This window comes from Leptospira mtsangambouensis (assembly GCF_004770475.1).
Taxonomy (GTDB): domain Bacteria; phylum Spirochaetota; class Leptospiria; order Leptospirales; family Leptospiraceae; genus Leptospira_A; species Leptospira_A mtsangambouensis.
Window position 1 is genome coordinate 328,882 of the sequence record NZ_RQHK01000015.1, and the last position, 15,571, is coordinate 344,452.

General features: G+C 34.1%; 24 protein-coding genes. 2 read left to right on the forward strand and 22 right to left on the reverse strand.

The genetic code is table 11. The features are described 5' to 3' along the window. The first annotated feature begins 23 nt into the window (after positions 1–23). Complete coding sequence (locus EHR01_RS12170) at positions 24–461, forward strand: MarR family winged helix-turn-helix transcriptional regulator (RefSeq protein ID WP_135695030.1); 438 nt, start codon at positions 24–26, stop codon at positions 459–461. Between the two features lie 126 nt (positions 462–587). Beyond that, positions 588–1,217 (forward strand): glutathione S-transferase family protein, encoded by a 630-nt coding sequence (locus tag EHR01_RS12175; protein WP_208721771.1) that lies wholly within the window; start codon positions 588–590, stop codon positions 1,215–1,217. Here the strand turns inward: EHR01_RS12175 and EHR01_RS12180 are convergent. The 22 genes from EHR01_RS12180 to EHR01_RS19355 form a co-directional block, all read right to left on the reverse strand. Then, on the reverse strand, positions 1,206–1,859 hold the full coding sequence (locus tag EHR01_RS12180; RefSeq protein WP_135695031.1) for an SOS response-associated peptidase family protein: 654 nt from the start codon (positions 1,857–1,859) through the stop codon (positions 1,206–1,208). The genes EHR01_RS12175 and EHR01_RS12180 overlap by 12 nt on opposite strands. A gap of 303 nt (positions 1,860–2,162) precedes the next feature. Continuing rightward, the gene (locus tag EHR01_RS12185; protein ID WP_135695032.1) at positions 2,163–2,726 is read right to left on the reverse strand and encodes a DUF4256 domain-containing protein; all 564 of its coding nucleotides are present in this window, start codon (positions 2,724–2,726) and stop codon (positions 2,163–2,165) included. A 359-nt stretch (positions 2,727–3,085) separates the two neighbouring features. After that, the gene (locus tag EHR01_RS19340) at positions 3,086–3,421 is read right to left on the reverse strand and encodes a hypothetical protein (RefSeq protein WP_244310098.1); all 336 of its coding nucleotides are present in this window, start codon (positions 3,419–3,421) and stop codon (positions 3,086–3,088) included. Beyond that, complete coding sequence (locus tag EHR01_RS12195; RefSeq protein ID WP_135695033.1) at positions 3,382–3,972, reverse strand: LBF_2127 family putative lipoprotein; 591 nt, start codon at positions 3,970–3,972, stop codon at positions 3,382–3,384. The genes EHR01_RS19340 and EHR01_RS12195 overlap by 40 nt, the downstream gene beginning before the upstream one ends. Positions 3,973–4,232: 260 nt before the next feature. Next, positions 4,233–4,853, reverse strand: a complete 621-nt coding sequence (locus EHR01_RS12200; RefSeq protein WP_135695034.1) for a hypothetical protein — start codon at positions 4,851–4,853, stop codon at positions 4,233–4,235. A 272-nt stretch (positions 4,854–5,125) separates the two neighbouring features. After that, positions 5,126–5,458 carry a helix-turn-helix domain-containing protein gene (locus EHR01_RS12205; protein WP_244310099.1) on the reverse strand — a complete coding sequence of 111 codons (333 nt, stop codon included), beginning with the start codon at positions 5,456–5,458 and terminating at the stop codon, positions 5,126–5,128. After that, positions 5,415–5,807 (reverse strand): type II toxin-antitoxin system RelE/ParE family toxin, encoded by a 393-nt coding sequence (locus EHR01_RS12210; RefSeq protein ID WP_135695035.1) that lies wholly within the window; start codon positions 5,805–5,807, stop codon positions 5,415–5,417. The genes EHR01_RS12205 and EHR01_RS12210 overlap by 44 nt, the downstream gene beginning before the upstream one ends. A 270-nt stretch (positions 5,808–6,077) precedes the next feature. Continuing rightward, positions 6,078–6,476, reverse strand: coding sequence for a type II toxin-antitoxin system tRNA(fMet)-specific endonuclease VapC (vapC, locus tag EHR01_RS12215; protein WP_135695036.1), 399 nt, complete (start codon positions 6,474–6,476; stop codon positions 6,078–6,080). Then, positions 6,476–6,706 carry a type II toxin-antitoxin system antitoxin VapB gene (vapB, locus tag EHR01_RS12220; RefSeq protein WP_135695089.1) on the reverse strand — a complete coding sequence of 77 codons (231 nt, stop codon included), beginning with the start codon at positions 6,704–6,706 and terminating at the stop codon, positions 6,476–6,478. Before vapB ends, vapC (EHR01_RS12215) begins: the two co-directional genes overlap by 1 nt. A 260-nt stretch (positions 6,707–6,966) precedes the next feature. Next, entirely contained in the window at positions 6,967–7,227 is a 261-nt protein-coding gene (locus EHR01_RS12225) for a toxin-antitoxin system HicB family antitoxin (RefSeq protein WP_135636116.1), read from the reverse strand. Next, positions 7,220–7,657 (reverse strand): putative toxin-antitoxin system toxin component, PIN family, encoded by a 438-nt coding sequence (locus EHR01_RS12230; protein WP_135695037.1) that lies wholly within the window; start codon positions 7,655–7,657, stop codon positions 7,220–7,222. The genes EHR01_RS12225 and EHR01_RS12230 overlap by 8 nt, the downstream gene beginning before the upstream one ends. 704 nt (positions 7,658–8,361) lie before the next feature. Next, a complete protein-coding gene (gene vapC, locus EHR01_RS12235) occupies positions 8,362–8,787 on the reverse strand; it encodes a type II toxin-antitoxin system VapC family toxin (protein ID WP_135695038.1) in 426 nt (141 codons plus the stop codon). A gap of 21 nt (positions 8,788–8,808) precedes the next feature. Then, positions 8,809–9,003, reverse strand: coding sequence for a type II toxin-antitoxin system VapB family antitoxin (locus EHR01_RS12240; RefSeq protein WP_135637608.1), 195 nt, complete (start codon positions 9,001–9,003; stop codon positions 8,809–8,811). 306 nt (positions 9,004–9,309) lie between these two features. Then, positions 9,310–10,002 carry a hypothetical protein gene (locus EHR01_RS12245; RefSeq protein WP_135695039.1) on the reverse strand — a complete coding sequence of 231 codons (693 nt, stop codon included), beginning with the start codon at positions 10,000–10,002 and terminating at the stop codon, positions 9,310–9,312. A gap of 207 nt (positions 10,003–10,209) precedes the next feature. Further along, positions 10,210–10,572: a DUF5615 family PIN-like protein gene (locus EHR01_RS12250; protein WP_135695040.1), complete on the reverse strand. Its 363-nt coding sequence runs from the start codon at positions 10,570–10,572 to the stop codon at positions 10,210–10,212. After that, a complete protein-coding gene (locus EHR01_RS12255) occupies positions 10,562–10,786 on the reverse strand; it encodes a DUF433 domain-containing protein (protein ID WP_135695041.1) in 225 nt (74 codons plus the stop codon). The genes EHR01_RS12250 and EHR01_RS12255 overlap by 11 nt, the downstream gene beginning before the upstream one ends. A gap of 309 nt (positions 10,787–11,095) precedes the next feature. Next, entirely contained in the window at positions 11,096–12,214 is a 1,119-nt protein-coding gene (locus tag EHR01_RS12260; RefSeq protein WP_135695042.1) for an HNH endonuclease, read from the reverse strand. A gap of 192 nt (positions 12,215–12,406) precedes the next feature. Further along, a complete protein-coding gene (locus EHR01_RS12265) occupies positions 12,407–13,240 on the reverse strand; it encodes a restriction endonuclease (RefSeq protein ID WP_135695043.1) in 834 nt (277 codons plus the stop codon). Beyond that, positions 13,240–14,085, reverse strand: coding sequence for a class I SAM-dependent methyltransferase (locus EHR01_RS12270; protein ID WP_135695044.1), 846 nt, complete (start codon positions 14,083–14,085; stop codon positions 13,240–13,242). The genes EHR01_RS12265 and EHR01_RS12270 overlap by 1 nt, the downstream gene beginning before the upstream one ends. Before the next feature lie 225 nt (positions 14,086–14,310). Then, positions 14,311–14,616, reverse strand: a complete 306-nt coding sequence (locus EHR01_RS19345; protein WP_135637398.1) for a HigA family addiction module antitoxin — start codon at positions 14,614–14,616, stop codon at positions 14,311–14,313. A 12-nt stretch (positions 14,617–14,628) separates the two neighbouring features. Further along, positions 14,629–14,910 (reverse strand): type II toxin-antitoxin system RelE/ParE family toxin, encoded by a 282-nt coding sequence (locus EHR01_RS19350; protein WP_135637400.1) that lies wholly within the window; start codon positions 14,908–14,910, stop codon positions 14,629–14,631. Positions 14,911–15,161: 251 nt separating this feature from the next. After that, entirely contained in the window at positions 15,162–15,548 is a 387-nt protein-coding gene (locus tag EHR01_RS19355; RefSeq protein ID WP_244310100.1) for a hypothetical protein, read from the reverse strand. Between the last annotated feature and the right edge of the window lie 23 nt (positions 15,549–15,571).

Here is a 15,571-nt window from a genome sequence, read left to right on the forward strand (position 1 = left end):
GATATAAAATCCTAATCGATATTATGTTTTTACTTGATGATCAAATCGGCTTTAATTTAAACCGAGTTGCGCTTCTCTTTCGAAGGGAATTGATACGTTGTCTCAAAGAATTCCAATTATCACCTGAGCAGTGGCAGGTATTAGCAATGCTTTGGCAAAAGGATACTTTGAGTCAAAAACAGATCATTGAATTGACCTTACAAGATGCACCATCTGCCTCGAAAATGATTCGTCGTATGGAATTGGCGGGTCTGATTCAGGTGGAGGTTTCTAAACTTGATAAAAGATCTACGCTGATCAGTCTTTCCACAAAAGGAAAATCATTAGAAAAGGTTTTACCAAAAAAAATCTTATTACACTTTGAACCAATCCTGAGCACAATTTCTGAAAAAAATAGAAAAACTTTTTTGAATTTATTAAAAGATTTTCGAACGGTTTTTGGTGATGAGACAAAGAAATAATTTTTTAATATGATCTAAGGATAAATTTTTTTTGAATAAATTGAATGTTATTTTGCATTGTTCTTAAGGTTTCTTTTATAATTTCAAAAAAATTATTGCCAACTCTTAAGGGTAGTTGGTACTGAAATGGATATGATTGAATTATTCGAATTTTCTCTTTCTGGAAATAGCTACAAAATAAGGCTAATGTTATCATTTTTAAATCTTAAATATGAAAGTCGAATTTTTAATCCAGTCGACAAAGAACATAAATCGGAAAAATTCCTAGAACTAAATCCTTTTGGTCAAGTTCCTGTTCTTAAGGATGGAAATTTGATCCTTCGAGATAGCCAAGCGATTTTAGTATATTTGGCTCGTGCTTATGGCGAGAGTCATTGGTTTCCTGATGATCCTATAAAGTCAGCCGAAATCGTTGCTTGGCTTTCCACTGCGGCCAATGAAGTATCTCGTGGTCCCAGTGCATTAAGAGTACATTATTTGCTTGGAAGAACAATTAATTTAGAAGAAGCAAAGCAGGTTACAGAAAATCTTCTCAATTTGTTAGAAAAAAGATTAAGTTCGAGAAATTGGTTAGCAATAGATGAATTGAGTATAGCTGATATCGCTATGTATCCTTATATCGCCCTGTGCCATCAAGGACAGGTAGATCTATCAGAATATAAAAATATAAGAAAATGGATGCATAGGATTGAAGCCCTGCCAAATTATATCACTATGCCTGGAATTGAGCCACAGATTACAAAATCAATCGAATAATGTTTGTTCGTAGTCTAAATCTTCTGTAGTGATATCATTCTCTTGGAACTGCGTTATTAATTTTTTGATTTCTGATTCAGAGTTTAACTTGGGGTTTAGCCAGAACCTTTGGTTTTCTTTTCTGATTACGATGGGTTGCCTATGTTTATTATCCCCATAATTATGAATTTCTGCAGTTTTCTCGTTTGCAGTTTGCGTAAGAATCGTGACCCAAGTCAAATTTTCTGGTAATGGTCCCCAAATTCCTCCAAAGAATGAGTTTTTATCTTTAAACTCAATTTTAAGCTTATGTTTTTTTCCAGTCCTTTGCATTTGCCATTCAAAATAAGCTGTCACTGGAATCAAACATCGATTTGCTGAGAATTTCTTCCATAAAGATGAAGAGTATAAATGTTCTGATTGAGTTGTTGTGATCAATCGATTTGCAATCGACTGTTTTGTTCCCCATGTTCCAGTGGAGAGCAAAACGCTATTTTCTTTTTCTCTTATATACCAAAAGACATCATTTGGCTTTACTGCAAGTTCAAGTTTACTATTTTGTTTGTAAGTTTGATATTCGGTGGTGTCAGGCACCAAGAAATTTTCCCATTCCAATCGATAATTCTCTATAGGAATCAAACGATTGATAAACAAATTTGACATAAATTCTTATAAGCCGCAACCGATAGAGAAAGCTAGCTGCGTTAATGCGCAAGCTAAGGTGCATTGGTTATATAGAGTAGAACAATATGAAGTTCTACTTGTATCAGGATTACAACTGCTATAATCGGAACTTTGTGCTATGGCACAAGCGATTGCCGCATTTTTTTGACTCTTGGTCTTTTTGTTACCATCTGAATTTAATATTTCTAATTCCCCAAAACAATTGTAATATAGAAGCGGTGCTACGAAAAACATAAAGTAACTTTGTTTCATACTGTCTCGACCCAAAGGTATGTCCATTTTTTAAACCAAGAGAGATCCACGAAATCCTCTTGCTGCATAGTAAGATTCAGCACCATTGTGGTAGATAAATACTTGGCCATATCGAAAGTCTGCAAATAGAGCTCCACCTAAATCTCTGATATTCGTTGGTGTTAAAATCCAGCTAGATGTTTTTGTGTCGAAGTCTCCAAAAGTTTGTAGTTCTCTGTATTGTTCTTCAGTAAGCAATTCTATCCCCATTGCACTAGCTAAATCAAAAACGTTATTCTTCGGTTTATTTTCTTTTCTTGAATCCAATGCTTTTCGATCGTAACAAAGACTTCTCCTATCTTTGGGAGTTTCTTTCGAGCAATCATAGAAGATATATTGGTTCCTTTTCTGGTCATACCTAATAACATCCGGTTCACCGCCAGTTCTTTCCATTTCAAAAAGGGACCAAAGTTTTTCGGAGTTTGTTTCTATCTTTTTTTGTATTTCAGACCATATTAAATTTTCATGTCGATTCATATTCGTTTCGAATCGCTCTTTTAAAGCATTGAGAAGTTCTTCTATTTGTTTCGGGGATAGTTTCCGTTTGGTAATCATTATGTATAGTTCCTTTTTTTCTTGTTAGTGAATATTCTATATTTTAATATTTCTCTTGTAGCTGTTAAGAATTATTCCTCTTGGATTTATTTCTGCAATTAGTATTTCCTGCATTGAGATTAATTCGAAGGTGATTTTTCATAGCCAAATTTAGTTGCAATGGGTTTTGTATGCTCGTATCTAAAAATGATACCTTATTGTTTACATAAAGTGTAAAAGGTAGACTTTAATTTTTCCTACCTTTCTTAAATATTTCTTATATTGAATCTTCTTTTTCTTCGAGAACTTTTGCAAAAGTAAATTTGCCTGCAAGAATACATAGGTTTTATTTTTTTGGTTATGGAGAACTATATATTTCATTAACCACTGTTAAGTTTTTCTTTTTGACTACAGTGCATTTTTTGATAACTTTCGTAAATTTCATTTGCTTCTCGATTCTGAATATAGAGGAAATAAGGTAAAATTGTTAACGGGAATAATCCGTCAATGCCTGCAGCCCAAGCTAGTGAGAGAGAAATGTATGATATGCCGGCAGTTATACTCCATTGTCCTTCTCGAATATCTTTAATTTTAGATCGAGTTTCAAAAAAATGGGCCAAACAAGCAGGTGATTCATTTTTAGGTAAGTCGGGAATTGTAACACAAGAGGATAAAGTTAAAATTGATAAAGATATAATGAAATTTCGGATACGCATTTTTCTATTGCCTTTTTATTAATATCTTCGATAAATTCTTCAAATATGAAAGTTCTAGATAATCCATAGAAATAGATTTCTAAGAATTCTTTTAGTTCAAAGTGGTCACTAATAATTTTTTTCCCATTTTTCGATATTGAATATTCTATAGAAACGGTATACTCTAACTTTCTGTAATGAATTGGCCAGATTAACGTTATCGGATAGATTACAGGTATGCTCCACCAGTAATTTCTTTCTTCTTTTTGATTTGGTTTGATTGTAATATCAACTAAAAATAACTCTTTACTTAAGTCATTGGAGTCAGTAATGAGAAAATTTTTATTTAGAAAGCTATCATTTTTTAAGTATGAAATGAGTATATACTTCCAAGCACTTTCTATTTCGGATAATTCATTACTTGATATTTTTAAATCTCTGATTGTTAGAATTTTTTTATATTCAGTCTGTTGATTGTTAGGATTTTTTTTTGGACCAGGTAATTGTCTAATATCAATTGAACAACTTGTTAAAGTTAGGAAAGCGATTGTTGGTATTATTAAATATTTCATAGAAGGTTGCGATTTTTATAATAGAGTGTATGACTAACTAATCTTACCCACGTTTTTCAACCATGAGTCCCGGTAACGGGACGTTATGGACTGGCCCGTAGCTTGCTTATGCGAGCGTGTGACAGGAGGACAATTTGGCGCAGCCCAAGCGAGGCCGTAAGTGCCGATGCGAAGTGGTTAGCGGAAGTTAACCGAAGTCGCCAAATTGAAATTAGGACTTCGGAATTTAGATTACGGTGTTGAATAGAGTAATTTAGAATTTAATTGGAATCAAATGAATATAGTTTATCTCGATAAATATCATTTACAAAGTTATCAGGTACGTTTTGGTTAGTGATATAACTTCTTTGTGTAAATGGCATAGCAAAAATCAAAAGGAGTTGTCTTACTTCCACAACATCATTTTCGTAAGAATATCTTTTGATTTCCTTTCCTTGACTAAAAGCAATAAATTCAGTTTTCCCATTAAATTCGGCGAAAAGCGGAAATAAGCCGGCAGTTATAACATGAAGAGTAGTTGTTATAAAAAAAGCACTATTCGGTTTTACTCTACTGGTTACTTCAATATTTACTAAATTTTTATTATTAACTTTGCTTAAGTCGTCTAGTCCATCTACATATACATTGAATTTGCTTATACATTTACATCCAGCGATAATTTCGGTAAATGCTTGTTTATTTGCTTTATGAACAGCTTCTGAAACTGGAAATTTTTCACCTATAGCATTGAAACTTTTATAGAATAAAACAAAATCTACATTAGATATTTTCTTCTCTACTTTTGCGGGATTATATGCGGGTATATCTTTCTTTAAGTAAGTGATACATTGATTAAGTGTACTAATAAGTAATATTGTCATTGCGAATTTTAAAAATTTCATTTGTTACCTTAAAACGTTTGAGTAGATTTAGTAAAAATTTACGAATATTAGCAGTTGGTCAAGATTTAAAAAACTGTTTGTATTTAATTAATTATTGGCGATTTCGGTTAACGAACTAGTCTTAACGAAGTTTCCCGCCCTGAACCTGCGCAGTAGGCGTTAGGAGTAGCGGGAAATTTGCCGTAGGCCGAGTGAGGCCTTGTGCCGAAACGTAGCGGGAAGACGCTGTTATGCGAAGGCCCCAACTATAGAATGATATTATTTAAGAATACTTAGGATGCTTTTAGGAGAACAAATTCTTTTTTAGACTTTCCATCTTTCTTATTTCTGAGTCTTGCTTTTATTTCTAAATCCATTCCGAGACTGTCCAAATAATCAATTAGAGTAGAAATTTTCATATCTTTCCTAGATTCGAGTTTAGAGAGTCCAGATTGTGAAAAATTAGTAATATCTTCTTGTCTTAGTCCGACAAGTTTTCGTAATTCGGCGAGATTAATATGAAAAAGCATTTGTTCAGCTTTATGTTTCGCTTTTGCGATACTTTCTGCAGGAAGTGATTTTTCAAGATTTTCTATTGGATTTCTTTTTACTTTTGCTTTCATCATTATTCACCCCGTTTTCGATTAACCAATTTTTGTAAATTTTTTCTACCATCGGAATCATTTGTTCATAAAACCGTTTATCATTTCCTCTTTTATCGCCACCGGCAAGCAATAGGCCAATTCTACCTTCTGTAAAAACGAAAAAGATTCTAATTACTTTTAACTTAACTTGAATACGAAGTTCTTTGAGATTTTTAATCTTTGAACCTTGTATTGAATCAGCAAAAGGTCTTCCGAGTAGAGGTCCTTTTTCTCGTAAAAGATAAAAGTGGGCTAATATTTCTTCTTTAGTGTTTAAATCGAGTTTTCGAAGCCAATTATCTATTTCTTCAGTAGATTCAATTTCCCACACACTCAATTTGAGGCTTAAAAACTTAATTCAGTCAAGTGAATATTCACTTAAATTCATATTTTTTTAATCTTAAAAGAAATTTCCTGGGGCTTTCGTATAACGAACTAGGGGAGACGACGTTCCCTGACCCTGAGTCCCGAATGGGACGTTAGGGACTGGAACGACGCTTGCGCAAGCAAGAGGAGTGCCAGAAGCCTATGTGTCGGAGACCGAGCGAGGGCGCAAGTCCCGAAGCGAAGCGGTTAGTCGCTGTTATTTGCAGTGGCGTAATTATTGAGTCCAATCTTCGATATTTAAATTTTTAACTCTCTTGAACTCTTTTGTATTATTCGTAATAAATGTAAGATTTCTAGAAATGGCTTGTGAAGCTAATAAAGCATCTATAGAACCAATTAAATTACCTGTTCTTTTCAGATCTGCTTTAATGATTCCAAAGGCTTGAGTGTCTTTTTCTTCAAAAGGTAATATTTCGAAAATGGTAAGGAATTCAATGAGTGAAATTCTATTTTTTTCCTTTTGTTCACTATTCTGAATTCCAAATTCTAATTCAGCGAGTGTTAAAGTTGAAATGAAAATACCTTTATTGTAATTCTTTTTAATTTTATCTAAGAGAAATTGGTTTTTCTTTTTAATGAGAAAAATGCAAATATTTGTATCGAGAAGAAACATTATATAGAGTCTCTTTCCGAATCAGGCAATTCATTTCTCCCATCATTCATAAAATTCTCTGAAAAACCATTTAAACCGTCAAGAAAAGCGTTCCATGCTTTATTCTTTGGAACCAGAATAACCGCTTCCCCAACTTTTTGAATGAAGACCTCATCTCCCTTAAATTGAAATTCTTTTGGAATTCTAACTGCTTGGCTTCTTCCGTTGATAAAGATTTTTGCTGTTTGCATGAGTAGAGTATATATCATAGTATATACTGCAGTCAATCTTGATTTTCCTTGATTTAAGATTTATTTTTCGCCATTGCAAATAACGAACTAGACTAACCGACGTAGGCTGACCCCGAGTCCCGAACGGGACGTTAGGGATTGGCGCGACGCTTGCGTAAGCAAGAGGAGTGACAAAAGCCTATGTGTCGGAGACCGAACGAGGGCGCAAGTCCCGAAGTGAAGCGGTTAGTTGCTGTTATACGCTGGTTGCTACTATAAGATTAAAGCTTATCCCAGTTAGGAAGTTTATCTTTCTTTCCAACTTTCCCCATAACTTTCTTGAATCCATCTTCAATTGATTCTTTAGTTTTTCCTTGAATTCGTTTTTTGAGAAGGTTTGCAGTATCAATATCGCTTATACCTCTTGTAAAAGCGTATAAAGCAAATTGATTAAGAGAAACCCCTTGCGTAGCAGCAGTTTTTTCAATTCTCTCTTTCAAGTCTTCAGGAATACGAATAGTTAAAACATTTTTCTTATTCATAATTTAATCTCCAGAATTTAGCAAAATCAGTAGGTGTGATAACTTTAAAAGAATCAAATTTGAGTTCACTTTTAAGATTAAAATCCTTAATATTAGAAGTAATTAAGTATCTACTGTTACTAGCAAAAGCAAGTTCGACAAAGAGATTGTCATTTTCGTCAGTAAGATTAGGTCTAAGTAGATAGTTGATAGAAAAAGGCGTAGCCACAAAAGCTAAGAAGTCCAAAACCAAATTGATGTCCTTCTTTGACAAAGCTAGATCAGAAAGTGACTTATCTCTTAATAAAACGTCTGAATATTCGGTAAAGACAGGCGTAGATAAAGCTAACTCAATTCTTCTGTTTTCAACTAAGTTAAGTATAAAATGTGAAGCCCCTCTATTGTCCCTAAGAGCTTGGTAAATCACATTTGTATCAATAGTAACTCGCACAGTTAAATGATATCATATATGCTATCATAAATATAGCAAAAATTTTCCTGAAAATTACCTTTCTTCGTAAAAACGGCATTTTTTTCGTGATGAATTGAGTTTTAGCAACTTGTGTATAACGAACTAGCCTTCCCGAAGTTGTCCGACCCTGAGTCCCGAATGGGACGTTAGGGACTGGCACGTAGCTTGCGTATGCGAGCGAGTGACAGAAAGGGAATGTGGCGTAGCCCGAACGAGGGCCCCGCGAAGTGCAGGACTTCAGCGCAGCGAAACAGAAGTCCGTAACGAGCGGATAAGGACCCAAGCGAAGCGAGAAACCGTTGTTAATTGCAGTTGGTCCGTATTTAATGAAATTTCTATCGCAAGCCAAAACTTTCGAGCGCAAATTTTCTCTTATTTCTTAAAAAAGCACTAATCATTAAAAACCCGTAAATGGAGTAACACAGCGTTGTATTTCTTCTAGCTGAAATCGACAACACTCACATAAAAAATTTGCGCGTTTTCTTCTACTGATTGACCAATTGCAAATAACGAACTAGACTAACCGACGTAGGCTGACCCTGAGTCCCGTTAACGGGACGTTAGGGACTGGAACGACGCTTGCGCAAGCAAGAGGAGTGCCAGAGGCCTATGTGTCGCAGACCAAGCGAGGCCGTAAGTGCCGAAGCGCAGCGTTTCCCCGTTGTTAGTCGCAGTTGCGTGGTTTATATTTTACTGAGATATTTTTCAAAGTTTATTATTTTTAATTTCGAATTTTCAGCAATTTTGTTGAAATCAGAATCGTAAGTCGCAATGGTTAAATTGTTTGAAATAGCGATTTGTGCAATTAAAACATCGATCGAAGCCACAGTGATTCCCTTTTTTGCTAAATCATTTCTTAACTGTGCTGCCAGAATATGATCCTTGTTCGTAGGGGTTACATAATTAAAGAAACGGAGATGATTATTAATTTCATCAAAAAGCTTCTGATTTTTAATTCCTGTTAATATTTCCTGTAGTATAATACCAGTTAAGAATATTTCTTCTTCGTTTTTAACTATTTGAAAAAGAAAAGTATCTTCAGAGTTAACAGATTTGTTTTTTCGTCTAAGAGCTTCTGACCAAACAGAAGTATCAATAAGTAAGTTCACTATATGGTAGTTGAATTATGACTATTTTCTGAGTTTTTTATAATCGGCTTTTGGATCATATTCAATAGTATTGAAAAATTTAATAATTTCTTTTTGTTTATGTTTTTTTATAAACTCGATAAGTGCAGTGTTTACAGTTTCTCTTTTTGTTTTTAGGCCACTTAATGAATATGCTTCATCAAGTAATTCTGAGTCAATGTTCAGGTTTGTTGCCATGGTTGTCTAAATTCTTACACATTGCATTGTGTGAGTCAATCAAAATATTTAGTCTTATTTCTTAATTTTTTTGTATTTAAGGTTATATTTTCACGCTATTTCGCATAACGAACTAGGCTAATCGACGTTCCTCGTAGCTGAGCCTGCGTAGTAGGCGTTAGCGTCGGCGCGAATCTTGCGAAGGCAAGAGACGTGACGGAAGGGAATTTGCCGCAGGCCGAGTGAGGCCTTGTGCCGAAACGTAGCGGGAAGATGCTGTTATACGAAGTAAACCATGTATGAGATTGATTTATATAAATATCACTTTTAAAAGTTGTCGTAGTTATCGAAGTTGATTGTTGTGTCCCGTACGGTAAAGCCAAATAGACCCTGTAAGATTAATAAGACAGCATATGGATACGGTTGGGGTCCGTGTAATGCAGCGTAGGAAAAACTAGGCCAAAGTAAGAGAAGTGTTCTCAATTCATTGATCTGATTTTTATCGCTAATCGAAAATTCCAAGAATAAATCTTTTTTATTTGTTTCAAAGTAGTTACATTGTGTTTTTGTACTTATTCTATCTAAATCAGTATCAAAGAATTTTATTTGCGTACACCCTTTGCTAAAATCCGTTGTTTTTTTGTATTCTTTATTAATTCCAAAATAGACATTATGGCCGCCGTGAATTGTTCTATAAAATGGAATGCTATCTTTCGACCAAATATTTAAAAAACCTACAAATTTGCCTTGTGGAACTGAAAATTTTATTCTATCTGATTTGAATGAGTCGCTGAAATAGTAAGTAGGTAAGAATTGAGTGGGATTTTTTTCAAAAGAATCGGAATCCTGGATATATAAATCAACATAGATTTTCGCATCCTTCCTTTCTTTAATTGTAATAGTAAGGTTTGAATGGTTATTTTCGAATACCTTTAGAGGCTGTTCCTCCAATCTTGTAGCTGTTCTAGATAAGCATGATAATGAAAAAATAAGAATCAGATATAGTGAGATTTTTTTCATATAATATTTGATTTGGTTTATTTCGTATAACGAACTAGGGGAGACGACGTTCCCTGACCCTGAGTCCCGGAACGGGACGTTAGGGACTGGCACGTAGCTTGCGTATGCGAGCGAGTGACAGAAAGGGAATGTGGCGTAGCCCAAGCAAGGCCGTAAGTGCCGAAGCGAAGCGTTTCCCCGCTGTTATACGAAGTGCCCGTAATTAAGTTATAAGTGAATATCTCTTATTCTGATTTTGTTTTTAGAAAGTACGATAAACTTTCCATATATTTCATCAGAAGTTTTCTGAAGAAGAAAATTTAAGGCATTAAAGATTTCATTGTATTCATTTGGGCTATAACGAAGGAATATAATTCCATTTGAGTATTCTTTATGTGAAAAGACCCATTCTCCAAAATCTTTGTCTAATGTTAGAATGACTGCTTTTAGTGAGATTGCTAGGTTAATAACTTGAATATCAGAAATACCTTTATGTTCTTCCTGAACTGAGAAAACCGAGTGTCCAGAGTTTCTTAGAAGTTTTATTAAACGAAAATCGACATTTTCGTCTGCAAGTATTTTAACTTGCAAGTAAGCTTTCTCTGCTAATTACATCACTTGAATAAGAGATACATGCAAGAATATCTTCTCTCTCAATTGACGGATAAGCTTCTAGAATATGTTCAATTGACATTCCTTCGCCGAGTCTTTCCAGAATGAAATCAACTGCGATTCTAGTATTTTTAATCACTGGCTTCCCAAGTAAAACTTCCGGTGATGATGTTAATCTAGCTTTGTAATCCATGTGATCATATTATCATGAATTTGCTTACAAAGTCAAGTTGAGTTGTGCTGGAAAATTGGTCTTTCTTGAATACTTTCTTCTCTTTTTTGGTTAAACTTATAGAATTTCATTGCAAAGAAGTATTTTCGGGCATTTCGTATAACGAACTAGACTTTCCGAAGTTGTCCGACCCTGAGTCTCAACGGGACGTTAGGGACTGGCATGTAGCTTGCGTAAGCAAGGCGAATGCCAGGAGGACAATTTGCCGGAGGCCGAGCGAGGGCGTAAGTCCCGAAGCGAAGCGGTTAGTCGCTGTTATGTGCAGTGCCATTAATTTCTGCTTTTTTTGGGAAAAATATATTTTGAAAGTTTTCCAACTACTTCAGAGATTAATAATCTCAATGCTTCATCTGTTATTGGTTCGCCTTGTGGTATTAATTTATCAACGGTATTTTTCCATGCTGATCTAAAGATTCGGGAAACTAAATTGTCAAAATTTCTTTTTTCTGCAATCTTCATTACTCTATCTACTCTCTCTTGAAGAAAATGAGATTTTGGTTCTGAATTCGGATATGTATATTGAAAGATGAAGCTTGGAAGGTAATTAAATTTGATTTTTTTTGGAACTTCTTTTTTTGAGAAAATATCATAAACATAAAGTAATGAAATATCTTCACCACAGTATTCATCACTTAATTTTACTATATAGTGGTAGATATTGAAATACTCAACTATTGCATATAACCTTTTTTCTTTTTGATTACCATGAATAAAGATACTGTGGTTTATATCCGATGTTTCTATATCATAAAGGGAAAATTCAGGTATTATTGGTTCAACTAAATCTAGGTTATATATTTTTAACTGTTCAATTGCTTTTTTGACTGGTTCTATGTTTTGAGTTTTATAGATGTAATAGTTTAATGCTGTTTTTAGAATAGATGGGAATATTTCTTTTCCACCAATGGAAAGTTCTGCGTGTATAGGTTCTATGAACTCTTCCTCTACGCTAATTGCTTGATTTAGAAATTTTTCTACGTTTAATTTTGGATAATTCTTTTTTAGGCCTTCTAGAATATTTTTACCTTCTTTTATGGTTCTTGCAGTAATTTTTATACTAACCTTTTCTCCTGTTACTTTTTGAACAACTTTAGGATCTTTTAATTGAAATTTACCGTCTGATGTGACTTTAAATTTCTCTCCCGTTTTAATCTTTTCAACAATGATTGGTTGTGGTTTGCCATCTTCTCTATCAATATTCAAGATATTACATATAAAATTGAATTGTTTAGCGAATTCTGCATCAGATGTGGCTCCGAAATCTGAATTGCATGTATTACATAATAAATCAAATGATTTTAGTCTTCCTCCGATTGAATTCGGAAGGATATGTTCTTTTGATTGATTTTGTTCTTTTATTTCATTATTGCAAATATAGCAGATTTTCATTTGATTATCAAAAATTCTTAATTTTTATGGCATTGCACATAACGAACTAGTCTTCCCGAAGTTCCCTGTAGCCGAGCCTACGAAGTAGGCGTTGGCGTCGGCGCGTCTTCTTGCGAAGCAAGAAGCGTGCCGGAAGGGAATTTGCCGCAGGCCGAGTGAGGCCTTGTGCCGAAGCGTAGCGGGAAGATGCTGTTATACGCAGTATTTTTTTAATTTGTCTTTATATTCTTCATAGAATGTTGCTAGTGTGTATAACTTTACTTTTTCTCTTAGTTTTTCTGCAAAATTTAATGCGGACGCTGTATACTGACTAGAAGTTATATAAATACCAAATTGAGCATTGTTTGCCATGACTACTCCATAAAATTGTTCGATTTGACTGATCGAAATTTTTGATTGGTAATTGTATTTTTTTATTTCGACAATCGCATTATCATACTTTTCGTAATTTTCTAATTTAAAATCAAAGCGATTATCGTTTAAACTATTAAATTTCTTAGGAGAGAAAGATAAGCATTCAAAAATCTCAAAGAATATCTCTTCTAACTCCTGTGGAGTTAGATTCTCAAACTCCTTTTTTTCTCCTTTGTGTTTTGAAAGGAAAAATTCATTTGCTTCTATTATTCTACTGTCTTGTATATTGACCTCAATTTGGCCAATTATTTTGTTTAAAGTACCAAAAACATCTTCAAAATTCATTTTGTTTAATATTATGACAGATGTATTGGACAAAAACTCTGGTATTTCAAATTCATCCTCAGTTATTAGAACGATCGGTTTGCGTAATGCGTAGGCCATTCCTAATTCAAAATGAACAAAATTATTACTCTTTTGATACATTGAAATCATAATACTGCAGTTGCGAATCAGGGTTTCGGTAGTTTCTTCTAACGTTTCTTCAAAGTTTGATTCTTTAATTGACGTTGTTGTTTTATAACCTATGTATTCTAATTCATTTTTAATAATATTGATGAAATTATCCGTTTGATGAATGTTTTGTGAATTTGAAAAGTATATTGATTTCATTATTTTTCTCCCAAGGCTTTATGTAGCGCCCAAAAATCGTATAGAGATGTATATATATGCTTTTTATCCTCGGAGGTTTCTGAATCTGTTTCTGTATGAGCAGTGAGTATATTTTTAGTCATTTCAAATTTTATTTGAATTTGCTTTTCGATTTGTTTTTCTACATTTGTAATAATCCGCTGTTTATTTTTCAATATTTCTTCATGTGAGATTTTTATATGTCTTCTTTGGAGTGTATAACTCCAGCCTTGTGTTGATTTAAATTTCCATTGTGAAACCTCTGGGATATAAGATGGAGTTTCAATTTCGATATAGAATGTCTTGATAATTTCGATAATTTCATGTTTCTTCCAAGGAATGGCACCGAGTTCTAATGGATTTAGTGTTTCCATATCGAATATATATAATATACCATTCTCCGTGAGTCTATTGAGAATATTTATTAGTAATGAAGCTAAAAGCTTTGGAGGCAATTCATGAACAACATTTATTAGCGTAATGAAATTGAAATTCCCGAGTGAAGGAAAGAGTGTTTCGAAATCTGCTATTTCACCAATTTTTTCATTGTATTTCAATAATGATAATGCTTTTGCTTTTTCTTTCACTATTTTTAAGTATGTAGCATCGCCTTCAAAGGCAGTAAAATTTATTTTCGATCTATATTTTTCATCCAAATTACTATCTAAGTATTTTATTATTTGTCCTTGACCGCAAGCTATATCAAGCCATTGATATTCACTTACCTGAGGATCTGAAAGATGAGTCTGAAGAAGAGTGAGTACTGCTTGGTGTTGAGGTAATATTCTATCTTCATTAACGGCGGAAGAGTCTGAAATAATGGTCATAGTTATTTTCCTGAAAAGATTAAAAAAAATATTGCGTATAACGAACTAGACTAACCGACGTAGGCTGGCCCTGAGTCCCGAATGGGACGTTAGGGATTGGCGCGACGCTTGCGCAAGCAAGAGGAGTGACAAAAGCCTATGTGTCGTAGACCGAACGAGGGCGTCAGTCCCGAAGTGAAGCGGTTAGTCGCTGTTATACGACGTCACCGAGGTAATAATAAAGAATTAAGAAGCTATTGCTAAATCTTTATAATTGTGAATTCCGTTAAATTCTTTTTGCTTTTTCAACATTTCTTCTTCCAGATCATAATCATTTTGTAAACCAAGCCAGAATTGAGGAGTAGTTCCAAAAAATTTTGATAAGCGTATTGCCGTATCAGCAGAAACGGATCTTTTATAGAGTAGAATTTGACTGATTCTTGTTTGTGGAATACCGGTTTCCTTTGCCAGTCGATAGGCAGTAATTTTTAATGGAGTAAGAAACTCTTCCGATAGTATTTGTCCGGGATGTATGTTTGCTAAACGTTTCATATAATCTCCTTTTTAATGGTAATCAACAATTTCTACTAAAGAAGCGTTATTTCCGTCCCAGTTAAAACAGATACGCCATTGATCATTGATTCGAATACTATGCTGACCTTTTCTGTCACCTTTTAGAAGTTCTAACTTATTGCCTGGTGGAACTTTAAGGTCTTCAATATTATGAGCATTATTAATCATCCTAAGCTTTTTTCTGCCTTGATTCTGAACTTCTGTTGGTAGATCTTTAGAAAACTCACCTTTCCAAACTTTTTCAGTTTTTTTGTCGGCAAAACCTATGATCACAATCAAATACTGACGTATTGCGATAGTATTGTCAATAGTTATTTTATACTTTGGATTAAATTTTAGGTGATGTCGTATAACGAATTAGTCTTCCCGAAGTTCCCTGTAGCTGAGCCTCCGAAGGAGGCGTTAGCGTCGGCGCGACTTGTTGCGAAGCAAGAAGCGTGACGGAAGGGAATTTGCCGTAGGCCGAGTGAGGCCTTGTGCCGAAACGTAGCGGGAAGACGCTGTTATGCGCAGTACGCTCATATTTAATTACTGTAGTTCTTTATTTTTATTTCAAAGGTTCCATCTTCATTTAAATTTCCAACCAAACGATAATTTCCCTTAGGTTCTCTTAATAATTCAAGTCTGCTTAAATTATTTTTCGATAAAATATAATTTCCTGGAATACTTATGTTATGTTTTTCTCTAATATCCAGTAAATCTGAATTAATTTTACCTCTATTTGCTATGTAAGCGTAATTAGCTCCGGCTTTGCCAATTACTATCCCTAGAATAGTATTTCCAGATTCGTCAGAGCCTCTCAATGCAAGACTGCCATCGAGTAATGCAACGTTGCCAGCTATTAAATCTTTGTGACAATTATATAGTTGAAAGTTTAAGTTTTCATCTATATTGTTTTCTAATCTAAACATTTTTTTCAAAGATTCTGAAATGT

Coding starts and splice junctions, on each gene's coding strand:
- EHR01_RS12170 (WP_135695030.1), top strand. CDS start 24: ATGTTTTTACTTGATGATCAAATCGGCTTTAATTTAAACCGAGTTGCG.
- EHR01_RS12175 (WP_208721771.1), top strand. CDS start 588: ATGGATATGATTGAATTATTCGAATTTTCTCTTTCTGGAAATAGCTAC.
- EHR01_RS12180 (WP_135695031.1), bottom strand. CDS start 1,859: ATGTCAAATTTGTTTATCAATCGTTTGATTCCTATAGAGAATTATCGA.
- EHR01_RS12185 (WP_135695032.1), bottom strand. CDS start 2,726: ATGATTACCAAACGGAAACTATCCCCGAAACAAATAGAAGAACTTCTC.
- EHR01_RS19340 (WP_244310098.1), bottom strand. CDS start 3,421: ATGCGTATCCGAAATTTCATTATATCTTTATCAATTTTAACTTTATCC.
- EHR01_RS12195 (WP_135695033.1), bottom strand. CDS start 3,972: ATGAAATATTTAATAATACCAACAATCGCTTTCCTAACTTTAACAAGT.
- EHR01_RS12200 (WP_135695034.1), bottom strand. CDS start 4,853: ATGAAATTTTTAAAATTCGCAATGACAATATTACTTATTAGTACACTT.
- EHR01_RS12205 (WP_244310099.1), bottom strand. CDS start 5,458: ATGATGAAAGCAAAAGTAAAAAGAAATCCAATAGAAAATCTTGAAAAA.
- vapC (WP_135695036.1), bottom strand. CDS start 6,476: ATGTTTCTTCTCGATACAAATATTTGCATTTTTCTCATTAAAAAGAAA.
- vapB (WP_135695089.1), bottom strand. CDS start 6,706: ATGCAAACAGCAAAAATCTTTATCAACGGAAGAAGCCAAGCAGTTAGA.
- EHR01_RS12225 (WP_135636116.1), bottom strand. CDS start 7,227: ATGAATAAGAAAAATGTTTTAACTATTCGTATTCCTGAAGACTTGAAA.
- EHR01_RS12240 (WP_135637608.1), bottom strand. CDS start 9,003: ATGGCAACAAACCTGAACATTGACTCAGAATTACTTGATGAAGCATAT.
- EHR01_RS12245 (WP_135695039.1), bottom strand. CDS start 10,002: ATGAAAAAAATCTCACTATATCTGATTCTTATTTTTTCATTATCATGC.
- EHR01_RS12255 (WP_135695041.1), bottom strand. CDS start 10,786: ATGGATTACAAAGCTAGATTAACATCATCACCGGAAGTTTTACTTGGG.
- EHR01_RS12260 (WP_135695042.1), bottom strand. CDS start 12,214: ATGAAAATCTGCTATATTTGCAATAATGAAATAAAAGAACAAAATCAA.
- EHR01_RS12265 (WP_135695043.1), bottom strand. CDS start 13,240: ATGAAATCAATATACTTTTCAAATTCACAAAACATTCATCAAACGGAT.
- EHR01_RS12270 (WP_135695044.1), bottom strand. CDS start 14,085: ATGACCATTATTTCAGACTCTTCCGCCGTTAATGAAGATAGAATATTA.
- EHR01_RS19345 (WP_135637398.1), bottom strand. CDS start 14,616: ATGAAACGTTTAGCAAACATACATCCCGGACAAATACTATCGGAAGAG.
- EHR01_RS19355 (WP_244310100.1), bottom strand. CDS start 15,548: ATGTTTAGATTAGAAAACAATATAGATGAAAACTTAAACTTTCAACTA.